The 18,901-nt window shown below is 52.6% G+C and carries 16 protein-coding genes; 14 read left to right on the top strand and 2 right to left on the bottom strand.

What is annotated here, in order from left to right:
• The first annotated feature begins 50 nt into the window (after window positions 1-50).
• From MRY86_RS26210 to MRY86_RS26195, 4 genes are read left to right on the top strand one after another with little or no spacing between them, the layout of a single operon-like run.
• Window positions 51-2,198, top strand: coding sequence for a TonB-dependent receptor (locus MRY86_RS26210; protein WP_293568072.1), 2,148 nt, complete (start codon window positions 51-53; stop codon window positions 2,196-2,198).
• A gap of 28 nt (window positions 2,199-2,226) precedes the next feature.
• Window positions 2,227-2,892 carry a hypothetical protein gene (locus MRY86_RS26205; RefSeq protein ID WP_293568070.1) on the top strand — a complete coding sequence of 222 codons (666 nt, stop codon included), beginning with the start codon at window positions 2,227-2,229 and terminating at the stop codon, window positions 2,890-2,892.
• Between the two features lie 5 nt (window positions 2,893-2,897).
• Entirely contained in the window at window positions 2,898-3,953 is a 1,056-nt protein-coding gene (locus MRY86_RS26200) for a histidine kinase (protein WP_293568068.1), read from the top strand.
• Window positions 3,953-4,708: a LytTR family DNA-binding domain-containing protein gene (locus MRY86_RS26195; RefSeq protein ID WP_293568066.1), complete on the top strand. Its 756-nt coding sequence runs from the start codon at window positions 3,953-3,955 to the stop codon at window positions 4,706-4,708. The genes MRY86_RS26200 and MRY86_RS26195 overlap by 1 nt, the downstream gene beginning before the upstream one ends.
• A gap of 80 nt (window positions 4,709-4,788) precedes the next feature.
• Here the strand turns inward: MRY86_RS26195 and MRY86_RS26190 are convergent, their stop codons facing one another.
• Window positions 4,789-5,934, bottom strand: coding sequence for an acyl-CoA dehydrogenase family protein (locus tag MRY86_RS26190; RefSeq protein ID WP_293568064.1), 1,146 nt, complete (start codon window positions 5,932-5,934; stop codon window positions 4,789-4,791).
• Window positions 5,935-6,198: 264 nt separating this feature from the next.
• Entirely contained in the window at window positions 6,199-8,277 is a 2,079-nt protein-coding gene (locus tag MRY86_RS26185; protein WP_363325442.1) for a S9 family peptidase, read from the bottom strand.
• 236 nt (window positions 8,278-8,513) lie between these two features.
• Here MRY86_RS26185 and MRY86_RS26180 point away from each other — a divergent pair, with 236 nt between their 5' ends.
• The 10 genes from MRY86_RS26180 to MRY86_RS26135 all read left to right on the top strand — a co-directional run bounded on the left by MRY86_RS26180 (window position 8,514) and on the right by MRY86_RS26135 (window position 18,727).
• Window positions 8,514-9,851, top strand: coding sequence for an MATE family efflux transporter (locus MRY86_RS26180; protein WP_293568060.1), 1,338 nt, complete (start codon window positions 8,514-8,516; stop codon window positions 9,849-9,851).
• Window positions 9,852-9,909: 58 nt separating this feature from the next.
• The gene (locus MRY86_RS26175; RefSeq protein WP_293568058.1) at window positions 9,910-10,983 is read left to right on the top strand and encodes a T9SS type A sorting domain-containing protein; all 1,074 of its coding nucleotides are present in this window, start codon (window positions 9,910-9,912) and stop codon (window positions 10,981-10,983) included.
• Between the two features lies 1 nt (window position 10,984).
• Window positions 10,985-12,001, top strand: a complete 1,017-nt coding sequence (locus MRY86_RS26170) for a DUF1028 domain-containing protein (protein ID WP_293568056.1) — start codon at window positions 10,985-10,987, stop codon at window positions 11,999-12,001.
• Window positions 12,002-12,010: 9 nt separating this feature from the next.
• The gene (locus tag MRY86_RS26165) at window positions 12,011-12,463 is read left to right on the top strand and encodes a type I restriction enzyme HsdR N-terminal domain-containing protein (RefSeq protein ID WP_293568054.1); all 453 of its coding nucleotides are present in this window, start codon (window positions 12,011-12,013) and stop codon (window positions 12,461-12,463) included.
• Window positions 12,464-12,561: 98 nt separating this feature from the next.
• Complete coding sequence (locus MRY86_RS26160) at window positions 12,562-13,512, top strand: NAD-dependent epimerase/dehydratase family protein (RefSeq protein WP_293568052.1); 951 nt, start codon at window positions 12,562-12,564, stop codon at window positions 13,510-13,512.
• A gap of 33 nt (window positions 13,513-13,545) precedes the next feature.
• Window positions 13,546-14,733, top strand: a complete 1,188-nt coding sequence (gene kbl / locus MRY86_RS26155) for a glycine C-acetyltransferase (RefSeq protein ID WP_293568050.1) — start codon at window positions 13,546-13,548, stop codon at window positions 14,731-14,733.
• Window positions 14,734-14,989: 256 nt separating this feature from the next.
• Window positions 14,990-15,217, top strand: a complete 228-nt coding sequence (locus MRY86_RS26150) for a DUF433 domain-containing protein (RefSeq protein WP_044228394.1) — start codon at window positions 14,990-14,992, stop codon at window positions 15,215-15,217.
• Between the two features lies 1 nt (window position 15,218).
• Window positions 15,219-15,554, top strand: coding sequence for a DUF5615 family PIN-like protein (locus MRY86_RS26145; protein ID WP_293568045.1), 336 nt, complete (start codon window positions 15,219-15,221; stop codon window positions 15,552-15,554).
• A 165-nt stretch (window positions 15,555-15,719) separates the two neighbouring features.
• Window positions 15,720-16,382 (top strand): beta-phosphoglucomutase, encoded by a 663-nt coding sequence (pgmB, locus tag MRY86_RS26140; RefSeq protein ID WP_293568043.1) that lies wholly within the window; start codon window positions 15,720-15,722, stop codon window positions 16,380-16,382.
• Window positions 16,383-16,402: 20 nt separating this feature from the next.
• On the top strand, window positions 16,403-18,727 hold the full coding sequence (locus MRY86_RS26135) for a glycoside hydrolase family 65 protein (protein WP_293568041.1): 2,325 nt from the start codon (window positions 16,403-16,405) through the stop codon (window positions 18,725-18,727).
• Window positions 18,728-18,901: the final 174 nt, after the last annotated feature.

Genomic DNA, 18,901 nt, shown 5'->3' with positions numbered 1-18,901 from the left:
TTTTGCCCAAACGCTGCATAACCAGCAGTTTTGGATCAAAAGCAACCGAGATGAAACCGACATATTTCCTTGCTACATTTCTAATCCTGACTACCGCCCTGCACGGGCAGTCCATACTGGCTGGGCGGGTACTGACTGGCAAAACGGAGCCGGCAGTAGGAGCCAATTTATACATCAAAGGCACTTTCGATGGCACTTCCACAGATGCGGATGGACAATTCCACCTGCCGTATCTGCCCGGCGATAGCCTTACGCTTGTGGTGTCCTACATCGGTTTTCAGCAGTTAGAGCAGCTCATTCCCACCGGGCAGGACAGCCTGTGGCTGGAATTCCGCCTGAAACCGCAGGCGAGCGAACTGCAGCAGGTCGTCATCTCCGCAGGGGCTTTTGAGGCGAGCGATGAGAAAAAAGCGGTATTGCTGAAGCCCATCGACATCGTCACCACGGCGGGCTCCAACGGCAACATCGTAGCTGCGCTCAATACCCTGCCGGGCACGCAGTCCAATGCCGAAGACGGGCGCATATTCGTACGCGGCGGTGATGCCCATGAGACACAAACCTTTATTGACGGGCTGCGGGTGCCCAATCCGTATACGAGCAATGTACCGGACCTGCCGGTGCGTGGGCGCTTTTCCCCCTTCCTGTTCAAAGGGACTTCCTTCAGCACAGGCGGGTACTCTGCCGCTTATGGCGATGCGCTGTCCTCCGCCCTGGTTTTGCAGACCAAAGACCTGCCGGAAGCCTCCGTCACGAGCTTGTCTATGATGACTATCGGGGCAGGTGTCAACCATACCGAGCGTTGGGAAAACAGCGCACTTTCGGCAGGGGTGGACTATACCAACCTTGGCCCCTACACCCGGCTCGTCCCTCAGAATATCGACTGGGAAGACCCGGTCACGGCACAGGGGGCACAGGTGGGCTTCCGCCAAAAAATGAGCAACGGCGCTCTGCTAAAGGCACAGGCCAATGCACAGTGGTCGGGCTTCTCTATGCGGCACCCCTTACCGGAAAACCCCACAGAGCAGTCCCTGCTTAGCCTGCAAAACGACAACTACTACGGCAGCGCCACCTACCATCAGCTGATTAAGGAGGAATGGCAGCTGGACGCGGGCCTTGCCGCCGGATACGATAATGAGCGCATTGATCAGCACTTTTCGGTTGACCGGTCAAACGCCATGATGCAGGGCCGCGCCGTTGCCATCCGCTACTTTGAAAACGACTGGGCGCTGAAGCTCGGAACCGAGTGGATACACAGTGACTTCGACGAGCACTATCAGGAGGCAGAAACAGATATCCAAAGTGCCTTTCAGGAGGACTACCTCTCTGCTTTCGCAGAAACGGAAGGCTACCTGGGCGAAAAAGTCGCGCTGCGGGCGGGGCTTCGGGCAGAACGGTATAATCTGCTTGACGCCAACCGCTTGTCTCCGCGCCTTTCCCTGGCCTATAAAGCCGGTCAGGGCGGACAGTTTGCCTTCGCCTACGGACATTTTTACCAGGCGCCACAGCAAGACTGGCTGCGGTTTACCCAAAACCTGAGCCCCGAGCGGTCCGATCATTACCTGGTCAACTATCAGTACCGCAAAGGGGGGCGTACAATCCGTGCTGAGCTTTACCATAAAGAATACCGGAACCTCGTGCAGTTTCCCGCTGGCACTCCCTGGCTGGCAGAGAACTCCGGTGAGGGCTACGCCCGTGGGCTGGACCTCTTCTACCGGGACCGGGTGAGCATTCCTAACGGCGACTTCTGGGTGTCCTATTCTTACCTGGATACGGAGCGTCAGTATGAAGATTTTCCGGTGGCTGCAACGCCTGATTTTGCGGCAAAGCACAACTTGTCGGTGGTCTACAAGCACTGGATTCAGGAGCTACAGACTAATGTGGGGCTAACCTACACGCTCGGCAGCCCACGCCCCTATGACGATCCAAATACCCCCCGGTTTAATGATCTGCGTACCCCAACCTTCCAGGACCTCAGCCTTAACCTGAGCTACCTGACCGAGCTGTTCGGGCATTTTACCATCGTGCACGCCTCAGTGAGTAATGTACTCGGGTTTGAGCAGTCCTTCGGGGAGCGGTTCGGCAATCAGCCGGACCCCAACGGGCGCTTTACTTCCACGGCTATCCGCCCGCCGGCCCCAAGGTTCTTTTTCGTGGGCGTCTTTGTCTCCATAGGCGAAGGCAGCACCTTTAGTAACTAATTTTTTACATCATAAAAATCCAACTATCATGAGACCTTTAATCATTCTTTTCAGCTTAGCATTGTCCATTTCCACCTTCGCGCAAAACGACCGATACTCCGCCGCCATGGAAAAAGCAGTCGGCGAGCTTCAGGCGGCCGAGCAAACCCGCGACTTTTCCGCTCCGGCCAATACCTTCGAGCGCATCACCGCCGCCGCTCCGGAAGGCGAGTGGCTGCCGGCCTACTATCAGTCTTACTGCCACATCATGCAAGCGGTAGGCGCTATGCAGCAGGGCAAGCCGGACCAAATCACCGCTTTCCTGGAAAAAGCGCAGGGCGCATTGGACAAAGCCAAAGAGATCTCTCCCGAAAATCCGGAAATTCTCGCCCTGCAGGGTTATATTTACACAGGGCACATCTGGGCTGACCCTATGGGCAATGGCCCAATGTACAGCCCGCAGAGCGTAGCGGCTTACCAAACAGCTATTGAAGCCGGGCCTGATTATCCAAGGGCTTACCACCTGATGGGCATGCACCTGTTTTACATGCCCGCTATGTACGGCGGCGGTCCGGAGCGCGCAATGCCTTATTTGGAAAAAGCGGCAGAACGCTTTGAAAGTTATGAGCCTGCGTCGCCAATGCACCCGGCCTGGGGCAGCTACTTCAACCAACAGTTGCTGGAACAGGCTACCGCTAAAATGGAAAAAGAATAAAAATAATGCCAAATCAAAATACAAACTGGACCCGAGACCTGAGGTGGAAAAGCCTCCTCACACAGTTCCTGCTGGGTGGGGGGGCGATCACCATCACTTTCGGCTGGTATTTACTTCTCGAAGGAGAATGGGCGGATTTCCTGTCTAATTTTACAGTGAACGGCATCCTTTGGGTACTCATTGGCTTGGGCAGCGGGATGCTGGTTCAGTGGTTAGACACCAAAATCCCCTGGCTGGAAGCTCCTGCAAAAAGGGTAGTGGTAAGCCTGGTGCTGATGGTGCTCTATTCGCTCGTTGTAGCTATGCTGGTGCTTTTCCTTTATGCAGGCCTAATATATGGCATCGCGCCTTTGCAAGCCCTGAGAAATGTAGGCTATACCTTCCCGCTGACGGTGGTGCTGATTACTTTGTTTGTAGGGACTTTCCTGCACGGGAGGGGTTTCTTCCTGGCTTGGAAAGCTTCATTCAAAGAAGCCGAAGAGCATAAACGGGCTGCTCTGGCCGCCAAGTATGAAGCCCTCAAAAATCAGGTGAATCCGCATTTTCTGTTTAATAGCTTTAATGTCCTGTCTAATCTGGTCTATAAAGACGCTGACTTGGCTGCGGAGTTCATCCAACAGCTGTCTAAAGTGTACCGTTACGTTCTGGAAACGCAGCAACAGGAGCTGATTTCGCTGGAGCAGGAGATGGAAATGCTCAAAGCCTACCTCTTCTTGCTGGAAATCCGGTTCGGAGAATCGCTGAAAGTGGAAACGGATGTGGACGTGGAGCCAACCGATGCCGTAGTACCCCTGACCCTGCAAATGCTGGCTGAAAATGCGGTAAAGCACAACATCGCCTCCAAAAAGCAGCCTCTGCACCTGTCGGTCACCCGGCAAAATGGTACACTGACGATCAGAAATTCTCTACAGCTGAAAGGCAATCAACAGTCGTCCCTGGGCGTAGGGCTGCCCAACATTCAGGAGCGCTACCGCTACCTATGCGGGCAGTCCCTGCAAGTGGAAACGACCGAGGACGCCTTCTCCGTGAAAGTCCCCATTCTTCAACTCAACGAACAGTAATGCGTGTACTTATCCTAGAAGACGAAGCACTCGCAGCAGAGCGCCTGCAACTACTTCTGGAAAAGCTGCGCCCGGAGATCGAAATCCTGGCCATCCTGGATACGGTGGAAGATGCAGTAGGTTATTTTAAAGCAGGCGCACAACCGGATGTAGCCTTTTTTGACATACAATTGGCGGATGGAGCCAGTTTTCAGGTGTTCGAATCGGTAAAGGTGCCCTGTCCGGTCATTTTTACGACGGCTTACGATCAGTACACCCTGAAAGCCTTCAAGGTCAACAGTATTGACTATTTACTCAAGCCGATTGGAAAGGGCGACCTGGAGCAGGCACTGGTACAGTACGAAGATTTGAAGGAAAAATTTGGGCAGCCCACGGTTCAGCTACAACAGGTGGAGCAGTTGCTGCAATCCATGCAAAGGCAATACAAAGAACGTTTTGTGGTGAAAACAGGGCATCAGTTCCTAAGCATTCGGGCAGAAGACATCAGATATCTATTCACAGAGCATAAAACAACCTGGATTCGCCATGCTGACGGCAAAAAGCATGCGCTGGAGTATACCCTGGAGGAACTCGAAGCCCTGCTCGACCCAAAGCACTTCTTTAGGACCAACCGGCAGTACATCGTCCATATTGAGGCGATTGACCAAACCACGGTTTACTCCAATGCTCGTTTGAAAATTAAGCTGCAGGATGGGGAAGAGACGACGGTGAGCCGGGACCGGGTAAGTGATTTTCGGGCTTGGCTGGGCGGGTAAAGCGCAGTGTGGCGTACTTTTGAAAGGGTAGAAATCAGAATTGGGAAACCAGCATATTCGCTGGTTTCCCAATTGTCGGTTTACCCTTCTTTCAACACCTCGCGGGAGATGACCAGTTTCTGAATCTCAGAAGTGCCTTCCCCGATGGTGCAAAGTTTGGCGTCCCGGTAGTATTTCTCCACAGGGAAATCTTTAATGTAGCCATAGCCACCAAAAATCTGAACAGCCTCATTAGCAATCGCCACGGAAGCTTCAGAGGCGTAGTACTTGGCCATGGCGGATACTTTGGTAACCCGCTCGCCATTGTCTTTCATGCGCCCGGCTTTGCGAGTGAGCAGCTCAGCAGCCTGGATTTTAGTCGCCATATCAGCCAACTTGAAGCCGATGGCCTGGAAAGAAGAAATCGGCTTGCCAAACTGCTGCCGCTCCTTGGAGTACTGTACGGATGCCTCGTAGGCGCCTTTGGCGATTCCGAGTGCGAGAGCGGCAATGGAGATCCGGCCGCCATCCAGGATTTTCATAGACTGAATGAAGCCATCGCCTACCTTGCCGAGAATTTGGCTTTTGTGCACCCGGCAGTCATTGAAGATCAGCTCGGCCGTTTCGCTGGCGCGCATGCCCAGCTTGTTTTCCTTTTTGCCGGCTTCGAAGCCCGGTGTGCCCCGTTCGATGATGAAGGCGGTCATACCGTGGCTGTCCAGTGGCTCGCCGGTACGGGCAATCACAACGGCTACGTGGCCCGATTTGCCGTGGGTGATGAAGTTCTTGGCACCGTTGAGCACGTAGTAGTCGCCATCTTGTTCTGCGACCGTCTTCATGCGCCCGGCATCACTTCCGGTATTGGGCTCTGTCAGACCCCAGGCACCGATGAATTCGCCGGTAGCCAGTTTGGGCAGGTACTTCAGCTTTTGCTCCTCATCCCCAAACATCAGGATGTGGTTGGTGCACAGGGAGTTGTGGGCGGCTACGGAAAGGCCAATCGATCCGCACACCTTACCGATTTCTTCGATCACGGTGATGTACTCCTGATAGCCCAACCCGGAACCGTTGTATTTTTCCGGTACCAATACGCCAAGGAAGCCATACTGCCCCATTTGCTGGAACATTTCGACGGGGAACTCCTGGGACTCGTCCCACTCCATAACGTGAGGGCGGATATAGTTTTCAGCGAAGTCGCGCGCACTTTCTTTAATGAGCTGAAGATTATTGATGGTTTCAACACTCATACAAATAACGATTTGAGATAATTTGAGAATTGGTTAGGGTAATTGGGCAATATACGGAAAAATAAGCTTTCCTGAAACGGGCTTAGCGATCAGGGAATATTGCTGCAACCCAACTTACTAAATGGCAGGAACCCTGACTTGGTTCAGGGAGGGGTGTCAAAAACGGGCAATTTTGAAGCCTAGAGCTTGGTAACGTAATTGGGAGCGCTTCAGCTTCCTCGAAGGTTAAAGCGCCCCCTCTTGCAAAAATAGTTTTACTACGTCTTAATCCTTCACAGGCTCCGTTACCTCTGCCCGCCCGGCCAGGTCAAGCAGGAAGGCGTACTCCATAGCGGTTTCCTTATAGCGTTGGTAGCGGCCCGAAGCGCCCCCGTGGCCTGCCTCCATGTTGGTATGCAGCAGCAACGGGTTCTGATCGGTTTTGACTTCGCGAAGCTTAGCAACCCACTTGGCAGGCTCCCAGTATTGCACCTGAGAGTCGTGCAAGCCTGTGGTGACCATCATAGCCGGGTATTCTTTAGCTTCCACATTATCGTAGGGCGAGTAAGACTTGATGTAGTCGTAATAGGTTTTGTCTTTTGGGTTGCCCCATTCGTCAAACTCACCGGTAGTCAGCGGAATGGACTCGTCGAGCATGGTGGTTACCACGTCTACAAACGGTACCGCAGCGATTACACCTTTCCAGAGGTCAGGGCGCATATTGATTACCGCGCCCATCAGCAAGCCGCCGGCACTGCCGCCCATAGCGAATAGCTGCTCTTTGCTGGTGTAGTTTTCGGCAACGAGGTGGTCTGCGACATCAATGAAGTCGGTAAAGGTATTTTTCTTGTTGAGCAGCTTGCCATCTTCGTACCAGTGCCGGCCCATTTCCTCCCCGCCCCGGATGTGGGCAATGGCAAAGGCAAAGCCCCGGTCGAGCAGGCTAAGGCGCACTGAGCTGAAGTAGGGCTCCATGCTGTTGCCGTAGGAGCCGTAGCCGTAGAGCAGCAGGGGTTGAGTGCCGTCCTTTTGGAAGCCTTTGCGGTACACCATGGATACCGGCACTTCCACGCCGTCCCGGGCTTTGACCATCAGTCGCTCTGATTGGTACTCTTCCGGGTTGAAGCCACCGACTACTTCCTGCTGCTTGAGCAGCTCAAAGGTCCGCCCTTCCATGTCGTAGTCGTAAGTGGTATTGGGCGTAGTCATGGAGGTGTAGCCAATGCGGAGAATTTTGGTATCGAATTCCGGATTGACGGAGGTGTAGGCCAGATAGGCATCCTCCCCGAAGTCGATGTAGTGTTCTTCACCTTCCCATGGCCGTACCCTTAGCTGGGTGATGCCAGCCTTGCGCTCAGAGAGCACGAGGTAGTCCTTGAAAATTTCCATATCCTCCAGCAGCACGTCTTTCCGGTGCGGGATGACTTCTTCCCAGTTGTCCTTCGTGGTCTTTTCTTCCGGGGTTTTCATGAGCCGGAAGTTTTGAGCATCCAGGTTGGTGCGGATGTAAAAATGACCGCCAAAGTGGGCAATGCTGTATTCCAGCCCGCGTTCCCGGGGCTGAATAATGCGGAACTCCCCTTCAGGCTTATTGGCGTCCAGTACCCGGTATTCCTGGCTTAGCGTGGCATAAGAGCCGACCACGATGTATTTATCGGACTTGGTTTTGTAGGCAAATGCCAGGAAGGTCGCATCGTCTTCGCTGTAGACTTCGACATCCGCTTCAACTGGCGTGCCTAGGCGGTGGCGCATGACCTTGTGGCTGCGCAGTGTAGTCTCATCTTTAAGGGTATAGAATACCGTTTCGTTATCATTGGCCCACACCGCACTTCCGGTAGTGCCCGGGATGGCGTCGGGCAGCATCTCCCCGGTCTCCAGGTTTTTGAAGCGCAGGGTGTAAATGCGGCGGCTTAGAGTGTCTTCTCCGTAGGCCAGCAGCCGGTTGTTGGGGCTGACTTCCCGCCCGCCAACGCTGTAGTAATCAAAACCCTCTGCCAGTTCGTTGGCATTGAGCATGATTTCCTCCGGTGCGTCGAGACTGCCTTTTTTGCGGCTGTAAATCGGGTACTCCTTTTCTTTTTCGAATCGGGTAATGTAAAAATAGCCGTTATCCTTGTAGGGCACAGAGGTATCGTCTGGCTTAATGCGTCCAATGATTTCCTGATAGAGCTTTTCCTGGAAGGTGTCCAGGTGGCTCATCATACCTTTAGTATAAGTGTTTTCGGCATTCAGATAAGCCAATACCTCCTCGTCTTCCCGTTGGTTGAGCCAGTAGTAGTCGTCTATGCGGGTATCCCCATGGATGGTAAGTTCTTTAGGCTTTTTGGTAGCCTGTGGCAGTTCAAGCCCGGTTTTTTCGTACATCTTGCTGGTTGTTTTTTCGGTTTGGCCAGCGGGGTCGCTCCCGCAGGACAGCAGCGCCGCGGTTAGTATCAGCGCCATCAGGAAAGTAGGTAATCTCATGGTTAAAAATTAAGGTCAGGTGAAAGTTTAGTAAGAGACACGATAAATGAATGTAAGTGTCAAATATTGCAGGAAAATTTTGAAAATTGAGGGTAAATTAGTGCTAATCATTTTCAGCCTGCCTACTTTTGCCACCCATGCGCCTACGCACTTCATATCGGCAGATCCTCTCCATTTCGGCTCCTATCATGTTGGGCAGCGCCGCACAGAACGTGGTGGCGCTCAGCGATAGCGTATTTTTGTACCACCTGAGCGAGGAGGACTTTGCCTCTATTGGCTTCGTAGGCGTCTTCTACCTGGTCATCGCGGCCATTGGTTATGGGTTTTCCCGGGGTGGGCAAATCATGATCGCGCGCCGGGCAGGGGAGGAGGCTCTGGAGGAAGTGGGGCGGACGTTTTATTCCATGGTTTACTTCGAGCTGGCGCTGGCCGTGGTCATGTTTTTTATCATGCAGTACGGCTGTTACTACTTCTTCGGGCTGTTTGTCAATTCGGAAGTCGTTTTTACGAAAAGCCTGGAATACCTGGATACCCGCTCCTGGGGCGTCTTTTTTAGCTATACCGGGGTGGCCGTGATTGCACTGTATACCGGAGTGGCCAGGACCACCTTTATTATCGTGGATACCGTTATTCTGGGCATGGTCAATATTGCGCTCAACTACGGGCTGATCTTCGGTCACTGGGGCTTGCCAGCTATGGGCATTGCGGGGGCCGGACTGGCGAGCACAATCGCGGAGATCGTTGCCTTTGCGGTATTTATGGTATACATTTTCTTTGACCGGGAAGCGCACCGCTACCGGCTGTTCAAGCTGCCCAATGTGGACCTGGAGCTTATCAGGCAGCAGTACAAGCTGGCCCTGCCGATTGTAGCGCAGTCTTTTGTCGGGCTGGGCAGTTGGTTCGTTTTCTTCGGTATCGTAGAAAACCTGGGCGAACGCGAACTGGCCATCACGAACCTGGTACGCATGGTCTACCTCATCCTGTCTATTCCCACCTGGGGCTTTGCCAGTGGGGTGAATACGCTGGTCAGTAACTTCATAGGGCAGCGCAAGCGGCAGGCCGTTGTTCCCATCATCTGGAAGACGGCCAAAATCTGCTGGCTGACTACGATGGTGCTGACTCTTCCGGTGGTCCTTTACCCGCACGAACTGCTGTATCCGCTCCTGGGCGGGGCTGACATGTCGCTGATCACCGAAGCGCAGCCAGTCTTTTATGTGCTGGTGGGCATTCTCACGGCTTTCAGCATTGGCAGCGTTTACTTCAACGGATTGGCCGGGACGGGAGCGACCTTTTTCGGGCTGGTCATACAGACCATTTGCGCGGCGGTTTACCTGGCGTACATCTACATCGTCGTCAACCATACCAACCTGGGGCTGCCCTGGGCATGGGCCTCTGAGATTCTGTACTGGATTGTGATGATGGGCATCGTCTTGTGGTATATGCGTTCTCAGCGCTGGCATGGGCTGGAAGTGTAGCCCCATGGTTTTTTATTGCCGGAATTCCCCGTACTTTTACCTCAAAATAATGCTTGCTATGAAACGATCATTTCTACTTTTTTTCCTGTTTGTTTTGACCTTGCCGCTGCTGGCACAGGAGATTGAAGTCCCTCAGACCCATCACCCGCTCATCACCAAGCGTACCGCCACCTGGTGCCCCAAATGCGGGGGGTATGGCTGGGAACTGTTCCGCGACCTGCTCGAAGATAATCAGTCGGAGGCACTGGTTATAGCCGCTCACTTTGGCAGCAGCATACTGACCAACAGTGTCTCCAATGAACTCACAACCGCACTCGGTGGCTTCGGGCAGCCGGTTTTCTTCCTGAATACGGAAAACCTCGGCGTTACGAGCACCAATATCGCAACGGTTCGTCAGGATGCAGCCACAGCAGTTGATGATTTCAATGAAGTACCACCCGTAGCCCAAACCGGGCTGTTGGCGGAAGCCACTGAGGACAGCCTCATCGTGCAGACGAAGACTCGTTTTTTTGAAGGCTTTGACGGGGAGTCGGTTAATCTGGCGGTCTATCTCATCGAGCCTGACGTTATTGCTACTCAATCCGGTCAGGGCGCTATGGCAGAGCACAAAAACATCCTCCGCCATTCCATGACAGGCACCGCTTTCGGGGAAACCATTGCCAATGGTGGCGCTAATGCCGGCGATGAAGTAAACAAGCGCTACAGCATAGCAATCTCTGACCTGCAGGCACAGGAGATCAATACGGATAACCTGGGCAACAACAGCCTCATCGTAGCTGCTGTACTCTGGCGTGGCAATGCCGGAGGGTTTGAGGTGCTCAACACCAATCAGGTACGGGAGACGATGCTGACGGCTGTTCCTGATTTTGAATCCCGGGTCAGCCTTAAGGTTTTCCCAACGCCGGCTGCGTCTGATATGACCGTATCGATTGAGCTTCAACAGTCTATCCCCAATGCTCAGGTGGTGCTCATAAATAGCAACGGGCAGCAGGTGCGCACACTGTTCAGCGGAGCATTGGCAGCCGGGCAACATGCCTTAGCGCTGCCCCGCTTGCAGTTGGCTGCCGGGGCTTACTGGCTTCAGCTGACCGATGGATTGGAAACCATAAACCGTAAACTGATCATCCAATAGTATGAAATTGATAATTAGAATAGGGCTGCTGTCCCTGTTGCTTGTGCAAAGCGCCTGGTCACAGGATACTTTCTCGATTGTGGCTGTTGATCCAGCTACGGGTGAGGTGGGCAGTGCAGGTGCCACTTGCGTGGAAGGCATTGGCAGCCTGGGCGGGGTGATTTTGCTGAGTGGGATTATTCCGGGCCGGGGCGGGATTAATGCACAGGCTTATATTTGTGTCAATCCCCACATCAATTTGGATAATGGCGTGGCCCGCTTGTCCGAAGGCAATACGCCGCAGGAAGTCATCGACTGGCTGGTCGCGAATGATGCCTGCTTTTCGCAGAATTTCAATCCGGAATACCGGCAGTACGGTGTAGCGGCTCTGAATGCTATGGGGGAACCGGAAGTAGCAGCTTTCACCGGTCAGAATGCAGACGACTGGAAGGGGCACCTCCTCGGAGCTAACTATGCGATACAGGGGAACATTCTGCTAGGCCCGGAAGTACTGGAGGGCATGGAAGCAGGATTTCTAAATACAGAAGGCACCCTTGCCGAACGCCTCATGGCCGCCATGCAGGGTGCTAATATCCCCGGAGCGGATGCCCGCTGCCTGGATGCCGGTACATCTTCCACTTCTGCCTTTTTGCGGGTGTTTAAGCCAGATGACGATCCGGATAACCCCTGGCTGGAGCTCAATGTAGCGGAAGCGCCTGCTGGCGTGGAGCCAATCGATTCCCTTCAGGCTTTGTTTGATGCCTGGCTGCTGACCTCTGATGAGGAGGTGACAGATACCTACGAATTCAGTGTTTTTCCAAACCCTACTCAATCAGTAGTTGAGGTCTTCATTAGCGGAGCCGAACAGGAGGCGCTTTCAATAGCCTGGTACAATACCGCCGGGCAGCAATTGGGGCAGCTACCGGTACAAGCGGGCCGCAATACGGTAAGGCTCCCAGAACAGGCCGGCGTTTACTGGATTTGCCTGCACAGCCCACAGGGACAGGTCCTAACACAGGAAAAAGTAATGGTACGATAACCCCGCTGCATGGAGATACATATTGACTTGCTCCGTTACAAAGATCAGCTTCGGGTGAAGCGGCAGGCCGATAAACGGTTTATCTTTGACCGCATCCGCAAAAAGTGGCTGGTGCTGCAGCCTGAGGAGATGGTACGGCAGCTGGTACTGGAGTACCTTTTGCAGGAGCGGGGATACAACAGCAACCGCATTTCCATGGAGCGGGGGCTGAAGGTCAATACCCTGGACCGCAGGTTCGATCTGCTGGTTTATGATAAAGAGGTAAAGCCCTACCTGCTTATTGAGTGCAAGGCACCGCAGGTAAAGATTAGTCAGGCGGTATTTGAGCAGGTCTCCTGGTACAATTCCAGCCTGCAGGTGCCCTACCTTATGGTCACCAACGGGCGGGAAAACTACTGCTGCTGGATGGACTACGAAGCAAAGAGCTACCGGTTTCTGGACGTTGTTCCGGACCCGGGCTAAGATAACCAAAACCGCAGCTGTTTTACTGCGTTATTAAGCTGTAGGCGGTTCATCTAACCATGAAAAGCCGAAGTATTTTATAGCACTGACCAAATTATATGAAAACCGAAACCATCCTCATTACGGGCGCGAACGGCCAGATCGGTACCGTGCTCGGGCAAGCCCTTCGTGAACGGTTTGGCACCGCTAATGTCCTGTCTACAGACATCCGCGAGCCGGCCGCTTACGATTTCCCTTTTGAAACCCTTGATGTGCTCGACCGCAATGCGATGTTCGAGCTTGTCGGGAGCAGGGGCGTCACCCAGATTTATCACCTTGCTGCTATTCTATCGGCCAAAGGCGAGCTGAATCCACAGTGGGCCTGGGAGGTCAATATGTCGGGCCTGTTCAATGTCCTGGAAGCGGCTAAAAAATTTGGCTGCAAAGTCTTCAACCCCAGCTCTATTGCAGTGTACGGTGGGGAAACGCCCAAAATTGACACCCCCCAGCATGCGGTACTGCAGCCGCAGACCGTCTATGGCATCAGTAAGGTAGCCGGCGAGCACTGGAGCAATTATTTTTACCAAAAGTTTGGCGTCGACGTGCGCTCGGTGCGCTATCCGGGCATCGTGGGCTATCAGTCGATGCCGGGGGGCGGCACCACAGACTATGCGGTGGATATCTTTCATCATGCCGTACGCGGGGAGCGCTACACCTGCTTCCTGGCTGACCACGCCCGCCTGCCCATGATGTACATGGACGATGCGGTGCGGGCTACCATAGAAATTATGGATGCCCCGGCAGAACAGATCAAAATCAGGACCTCCTACAACATCTCTGGCATGAACTTCACACCCGCTGAAATTACTGCTGCCATTCAGGCAGAAGTGCCTGGTTTTGAAGTCGCCTACGAGCCCGATTTCCGGCAGCAGATTGCCGAAAGCTGGCCGGAAAATATTGATGACGCAGAGGCCCGGGCTGATTGGGGCTGGAAGCCTGCCTACGACCTCCCGAATATGACCAGAGATATGCTCGCTAATTTGCGGGAAATGGCATCCGCGGCATTATAATTATTCAATTTCTAAAGCACTCAACTTCAACTTATGTATAAGAATGTAGAGCCTGCCCTGGAGCAGGAACTGAGCGAAATCAAAGAAGCCGGCCTGTACAAGGAAGAGCGGATCATCACGACTCCGCAATCGGCGGCTATCAAGACACAGAGCACGGGGGAAGTCCTGAACTTCTGTGCCAATAATTACCTCGGGCTATCGTCCCATCCGGATATCCTCAAAGCCGCCAAGGATGCTATCGATACCCATGGGTTTGGGATGTCTAGCGTGCGGTTTATTTGTGGTACGCAGGACATCCATAAGGAGCTGGAGCGCAAAATCGCCGATTTCCTGGGCATGGAAGACACCATCCTCTACGCAGCGGCTTTTGATGCCAATGGCGGGTTATTTGAGCCCCTGCTCACTAAAGAGGACGCCATCATCTCGGACGAGCTCAACCATGCTTCCATTATTGACGGCATCCGCCTGTGCAAAGCATCCCGTTACCGCTACAAGCACAGCGATATGGCTGACCTGGAGGAAAAACTCAAGGAGGCCCAGTCATCCCGCCGCCGCCTGATCGCGACGGATGGGGTGTTTTCTATGGATGGGGATATTGCTAAACTGAATGAAATTTGCGACCTGGCAGACAAGTATGACGCCATGGTAATGGTGGATGATTGCCACGCCACCGGCTTTATCGGCAAGACCGGCCGGGGTACTCATGAATTCCATAACGTTATGGGCCGGGTGGACATCATCACCGGTACGCTTGGCAAGGCACTGGGCGGTGCTTCCGGTGGCTTTACAGCAGCGAAGAAAGAAATTGTGGACATGCTGCGGCAGCGTTCCCGCCCATACCTGTTTTCCAATACCCTCGCACCGGCTATTGTGGGCGCTTCCATTGAGGTGTTTGACATCCTGAGCAAGTCTACCGAGCTGCGCGACAAGCTGGAGGACAATACCACCTACTTCCGCAAAGAAATGACTGCTGCTGGTTTCGATATTCTGCCCGGGGAGGCGCCCATCGTGCCCATTATGCTGTACGATGCCAAGCTGTCGCAGGACTTCGCCAACCGCCTGCTCGATGAAGGCATCTACGTGATCGGCTTCTTCTATCCTGTGGTTCCTAAGGGCAAAGCCCGTATCCGGACGCAACTATCGGCTGCTCATGACCGGGTGCACCTGGATAAGGCGATTGCTGCCTTCACGAAGGTGGGGAAGGAGCTGGGGGTGATTTAAGCACTCAAGTCTATCAGACATGTCAGGGTTGATGTTGGGCTTTTAGTAGGTTTTTCGAAGCTTTTACATTTGCGCTTCCATGCTTAAAGCTCAACCTCAGCCTTGGCTGTTTCTTTTTCAAAGATGTCTTTAAGTTGAAAACATCCTGAAGTCAGTATAATCCAAAAACAGGCAACTGTTGAGACTTTGTTTTTAGTCAGGAATGAATTATCTTGACTCTATTATAGTTTCAATCAAGTGAATAGTAAATATAAAAATGGAAAACCTTCAACAATACATAAGTATCAATCCTAATATCCGCTTTGGCAAGCCTTGCATTAAAGGGACTAGAATTGCTGTTGGAGATATTTTGCAATGGCTGGCATCAGGTATGAGTTATGAGGATATTTTGAATGACTTTCCTTCTCTCCGTCAGGAGCATATTTTGGCTGCATTATCCTTTGCAGCTTATAGAGAGCAGGTTTCTCAGATCATAGCTGCCTGAAATGAATTTATTGTTAGATGCCAATATTTCCTGGCGACTAATAAGGTTGCTTACGCCTCACTTCGAACAAATCCATCATGTAGAAAAGTGCGGGCTTCCTATACCTGCTAGTGATTTCGAAATATGGAATTGGGCGAAAGCTAATGATGCTATTATTGTGACAAATGACGACGATTTTTATCACTTTTTAGCCCAAAAAGGATTTCCGCCGAAAATCGTTTTACTTAGGATTGGTAACCAATCTACTAGTCATATTCAGGAATTGATTATTCGTAATCGACAGCAAATATTGGCATTAAGCGAGAGTGAGCAGCACGGTATTCTTGAAATTGTTTGACAGGTACACTTAAGATGATACCGAAATGAGTAACGCGTCACAATTAAGTCGTTCGGGAAATTCTGCTAGTTTTACATTATTTGTTTTCTAAGTGTAATTAAAACACTATCCTTTCCCGCCCTCAAAAAATCCCTTATCTTAGGGCGCAAATACGAATTGTTAAGCATGATCAAAGCTTTTATTTTTGATTTGGACGGTGTGATTGTAGACACCGCCAAATATCACTTTATCGCCTGGAGGCGAATGGCAAATGCAGTGGGCTCGGATTTCACCGAGGAAGAAAACGAGAAGCTCAAAGGGGTCAGCCGTATGGAATCCCTCGATCTCATCCTGGAGTGGGGCGGCGTGGAAAAAACTGCGGCTGAAAAGCAGGAGCTGGCTACCCAAAAAAATGAGTGGTACCGGGAGTACATCCTGAAGATGGACGATTCCGAAATACTGGAAGGCATACTGCCCTTCCTGGACGCTGCTGAAGCACAAGGGCTGAAACTGGCGGTAGGCTCAAGCAGCAAGAACGCCACTACTATCCTTGAGCAAATCGGATTGAAAGACCGCTTCGAAGTCATCATCGATGGCAACAAACTCACCCGCAGCAAGCCTGACCCGCAGGTTTTTCAAATGGGCGCGGAGGCGATGGGGCTGAAGCCCGACGAATGCGTGGTTTTTGAAGATGCCGAAAAAGGCGTGGACGCTGCCCTTTCCGGCGGTTTCTATGCCGTTGGCGTAGGTGGCGACAACCTGAAGCACGCCCACCATGTGGTACCTGATTTTACAAACCTCACCCCTAACGATATCCTGCAGGCCCTGCCCGCAGCAGCCATTCAATAATTCGAAAAGCCTAAACCAATATGAAGGAATATTTGAAACACGACGAGTGGAGCATCATCGAAGAAGGCTTCATTCCGGAATACAACCGCATTTCCGAAAGTATTTTCAGCATCGGCAATGGCCGCTTCGGGCAACGCGCCAACTTCGAGGAGCAGTACTCCGGCGATACCCTGCCGGGCAACTACCTGGCGGGCATTTACTACCCCGACAAAACTAAAGTCGGCTGGTGGAAGATCGGCTATCCGGAATACTTTGCCAAGGTGCTCAATGCTTCCAACTGGGCGGGCATCAATATTGACTTTGACGGGGAAGCCCTTGACCTCGCAGAATGCAAAGTGGAAGACTTCCGCCGGGAGCTGAATATGAAGGAGGGCTTTCTGCTGCGTACCTTTACGGCAAAAATGAAGAGCGGCCGGCGAGTGAAGGTGGAAGCTAAACGTTTCTGCAGTATCGTTCGCGATGAGATTGCCGCCCTGGAGTATCGCATCACGCCTCTGGACTTTTCCAGCCCCATCAACATTACGCCTTACGTGGATTTTGATGTCGAAAACGAAGATTCCAACTACGATGAGAAATTCTGGGTGGAGGTCGACAAGAAAGTCAAGCGCCGGCAGGGCTATGTGACGGCTGAAACGAAGAAAACCGCTTTTCAGGCTTGCACGGGCATGAAGTTCAGCATAGAACAAGGCGGCAAGGAAGTGGACTTCGACGCCTACCGCATCGAAAAAGAGAAGTATGTGGCCTGTTCGGTAGACCTGGCCTGCAAAGAGGGGGAGACCACGGTCATTTACAAGTATGCCGCCAATGTCACCTCTCTCAACTATAAGAAAAAAGAACTGATGGACCGCTGCAAGGCGGCCGTGAAGGAAGCTTACAAAGAAGGCTTTCAGTCCCTGTTGCGCGAGCAGGCGATTGCCTGGGGCAACAAATGGGAAGAAGCGGATATCCGCATCGAAGGCGATGCAGCGGCTCAGCAGGGCATCCGGTTCAATATTTTCCAGTTGTACCAAACTTATACCGGCGAGGATGAGCGCCTGAACATCGGCCCGAAAGGCTTCACCGGCGAGAAGTACGGGGGCAGCACGTATTGGGACACCGAAGCCTACTGCTTCCCCTTCTACCTGGCTACCGCTGATCAGTCCGTGGCTCGCAACCTGCTGGTCTACCGGTACAAGCATTTGCAAAAAGCCATCGAAAATGCCGAAAAACTCGGCTTCACCGACGGTGCTGCGCTCTACCCCATGGTGACGATGAACGGGGAGGAATCCCACAACGAATGGGAGATTACCTTTGAGGAAATTCACCGGAATGGCGCCATTGCTTACGCCATTTACGACTACATCCGCTACACCGGCGAGCAGGAGTACCTCAGTGAGTACGGGCTGGAAGTCCTTATCGGCATTGCCCGTTTCTGGGCACAACGGGTGCATTTCTCCAAGCGTAACGGGCAGTACATGATGCACGGCGTTACCGGCCCGAACGAGTACGAGAACAACGTTAACAACAACTGGTATACCAACTACATTGCCAAATGGTGTCTGGAGTATGCCATGGAAGCCATTGAATACGTGGCGCAAAACCACCCGGAGCGCTACCAGGAGATTGAAGAAAAGATTAAATTCTACCGGAACACCGAGACCGGAAAATGGAAAGACATTGCCGGTAGTATCTACCTGCCGAAGGACGATGAGCTGGGCATTCTAGTGCAGCATGATGGCTTCCTCGACAAGGAGCTGCTTACCGTGGATGACCTGAAACCGGAAGACCGCCCAATTAACCAAAACTGGTCATGGGACCGTATTTTGCGCTCGGTCTTTATCAAGCAGGCTGATGTACTGCAGGGGCTTTATTTTTTCGAAGACCACTTCGATACGGATACTATTCGCCGCAATTTCGATTTCTATGAGCCACGCACGGTGCATGAGTCGTCACTGTCCCCCTGCGTGCACGTAATCCTGGGCGCACTGCTGGGCCGGGAGGAAAAAGCCTATGAGATGTACCTGCGCACCGCTCGCCTTGATCTCGATGACTACAATAACGATACCGAAGACGGCTGCCACATTACAAGTATGGCGGGTACCTGGATGGCCTTTGTCAAGGGTTTCGGTGGTATGCGGGTGTTTAATGATACGGTGCAGTTCAGCCCGTTCATCACCAAAAACTGGCAATCTTACGCCTTTAAGGTGCGCTTCCGGGGGTACTATCTGGAGGTAAAAGTAGCCGGAGAGCAGACGCAAATCATCAATCATACCAACAAGCCACTGGAAATTATGCTTTACGGCGAACGCCGCGAGCTGCCTGCTAATGGTACGATTGAAGCCGCGGTAGTACACCGGCAGGGGTAGTGTTATACTGACGATTAAGTGGTTTGCCACAGCAAACCTACTTAATGCCTGCCTGCGTATTGGTACTTCGGCAGACGGGTCAGCATTTACGCTGGGAAGTGGCTTGCGCCTGCCCTGACAAGCTATGCTTCGTCAGTGGCCGATGTCGCAAATCCAAGATCCCAGACGATGAAT

It is taken from the genome of Phaeodactylibacter sp., assembly GCF_022763345.1.
Taxonomy (GTDB): Bacteria; Bacteroidota; Bacteroidia; order Chitinophagales; family Saprospiraceae; genus Phaeodactylibacter.
This window is presented reverse-complemented; position numbering and strand designations above follow the sequence as displayed.

What these genes read in the sequence shown, in the direction of transcription:
- MRY86_RS26185 (WP_363325442.1), bottom strand. Translation starts at nt 8,277, where the DNA reads ATGTACGAAAAAACCGGGCTTGAACTGCCACAGGCTACCAAAAAGCCT.
- MRY86_RS26180 (WP_293568060.1), top strand. Translation starts at nt 8,514, where the DNA reads ATGCGCCTACGCACTTCATATCGGCAGATCCTCTCCATTTCGGCTCCT.
- MRY86_RS26170 (WP_293568056.1), top strand. Translation starts at nt 10,985, where the DNA reads ATGAAATTGATAATTAGAATAGGGCTGCTGTCCCTGTTGCTTGTGCAA.
- pgmB (WP_293568043.1), top strand. Translation starts at nt 15,720, where the DNA reads ATGATCAAAGCTTTTATTTTTGATTTGGACGGTGTGATTGTAGACACC.
- MRY86_RS26175 (WP_293568058.1), top strand. Translation starts at nt 9,910, where the DNA reads ATGAAACGATCATTTCTACTTTTTTTCCTGTTTGTTTTGACCTTGCCG.
- MRY86_RS26190 (WP_293568064.1), bottom strand. Translation starts at nt 5,934, where the DNA reads ATGAGTGTTGAAACCATCAATAATCTTCAGCTCATTAAAGAAAGTGCG.
- MRY86_RS26145 (WP_293568045.1), top strand. Translation starts at nt 15,219, where the DNA reads ATGAATTTATTGTTAGATGCCAATATTTCCTGGCGACTAATAAGGTTG.
- MRY86_RS26210 (WP_293568072.1), top strand. Translation starts at nt 51, where the DNA reads ATGAAACCGACATATTTCCTTGCTACATTTCTAATCCTGACTACCGCC.
- MRY86_RS26165 (WP_293568054.1), top strand. Translation starts at nt 12,011, where the DNA reads ATGGAGATACATATTGACTTGCTCCGTTACAAAGATCAGCTTCGGGTG.
- MRY86_RS26160 (WP_293568052.1), top strand. Translation starts at nt 12,562, where the DNA reads ATGAAAACCGAAACCATCCTCATTACGGGCGCGAACGGCCAGATCGGT.
- kbl (WP_293568050.1), top strand. Translation starts at nt 13,546, where the DNA reads ATGTATAAGAATGTAGAGCCTGCCCTGGAGCAGGAACTGAGCGAAATC.
- MRY86_RS26200 (WP_293568068.1), top strand. Translation starts at nt 2,898, where the DNA reads ATGCCAAATCAAAATACAAACTGGACCCGAGACCTGAGGTGGAAAAGC.
- MRY86_RS26205 (WP_293568070.1), top strand. Translation starts at nt 2,227, where the DNA reads ATGAGACCTTTAATCATTCTTTTCAGCTTAGCATTGTCCATTTCCACC.
- MRY86_RS26150 (WP_044228394.1), top strand. Translation starts at nt 14,990, where the DNA reads ATGGAAAACCTTCAACAATACATAAGTATCAATCCTAATATCCGCTTT.
- MRY86_RS26195 (WP_293568066.1), top strand. Translation starts at nt 3,953, where the DNA reads ATGCGTGTACTTATCCTAGAAGACGAAGCACTCGCAGCAGAGCGCCTG.
- MRY86_RS26135 (WP_293568041.1), top strand. Translation starts at nt 16,403, where the DNA reads ATGAAGGAATATTTGAAACACGACGAGTGGAGCATCATCGAAGAAGGC.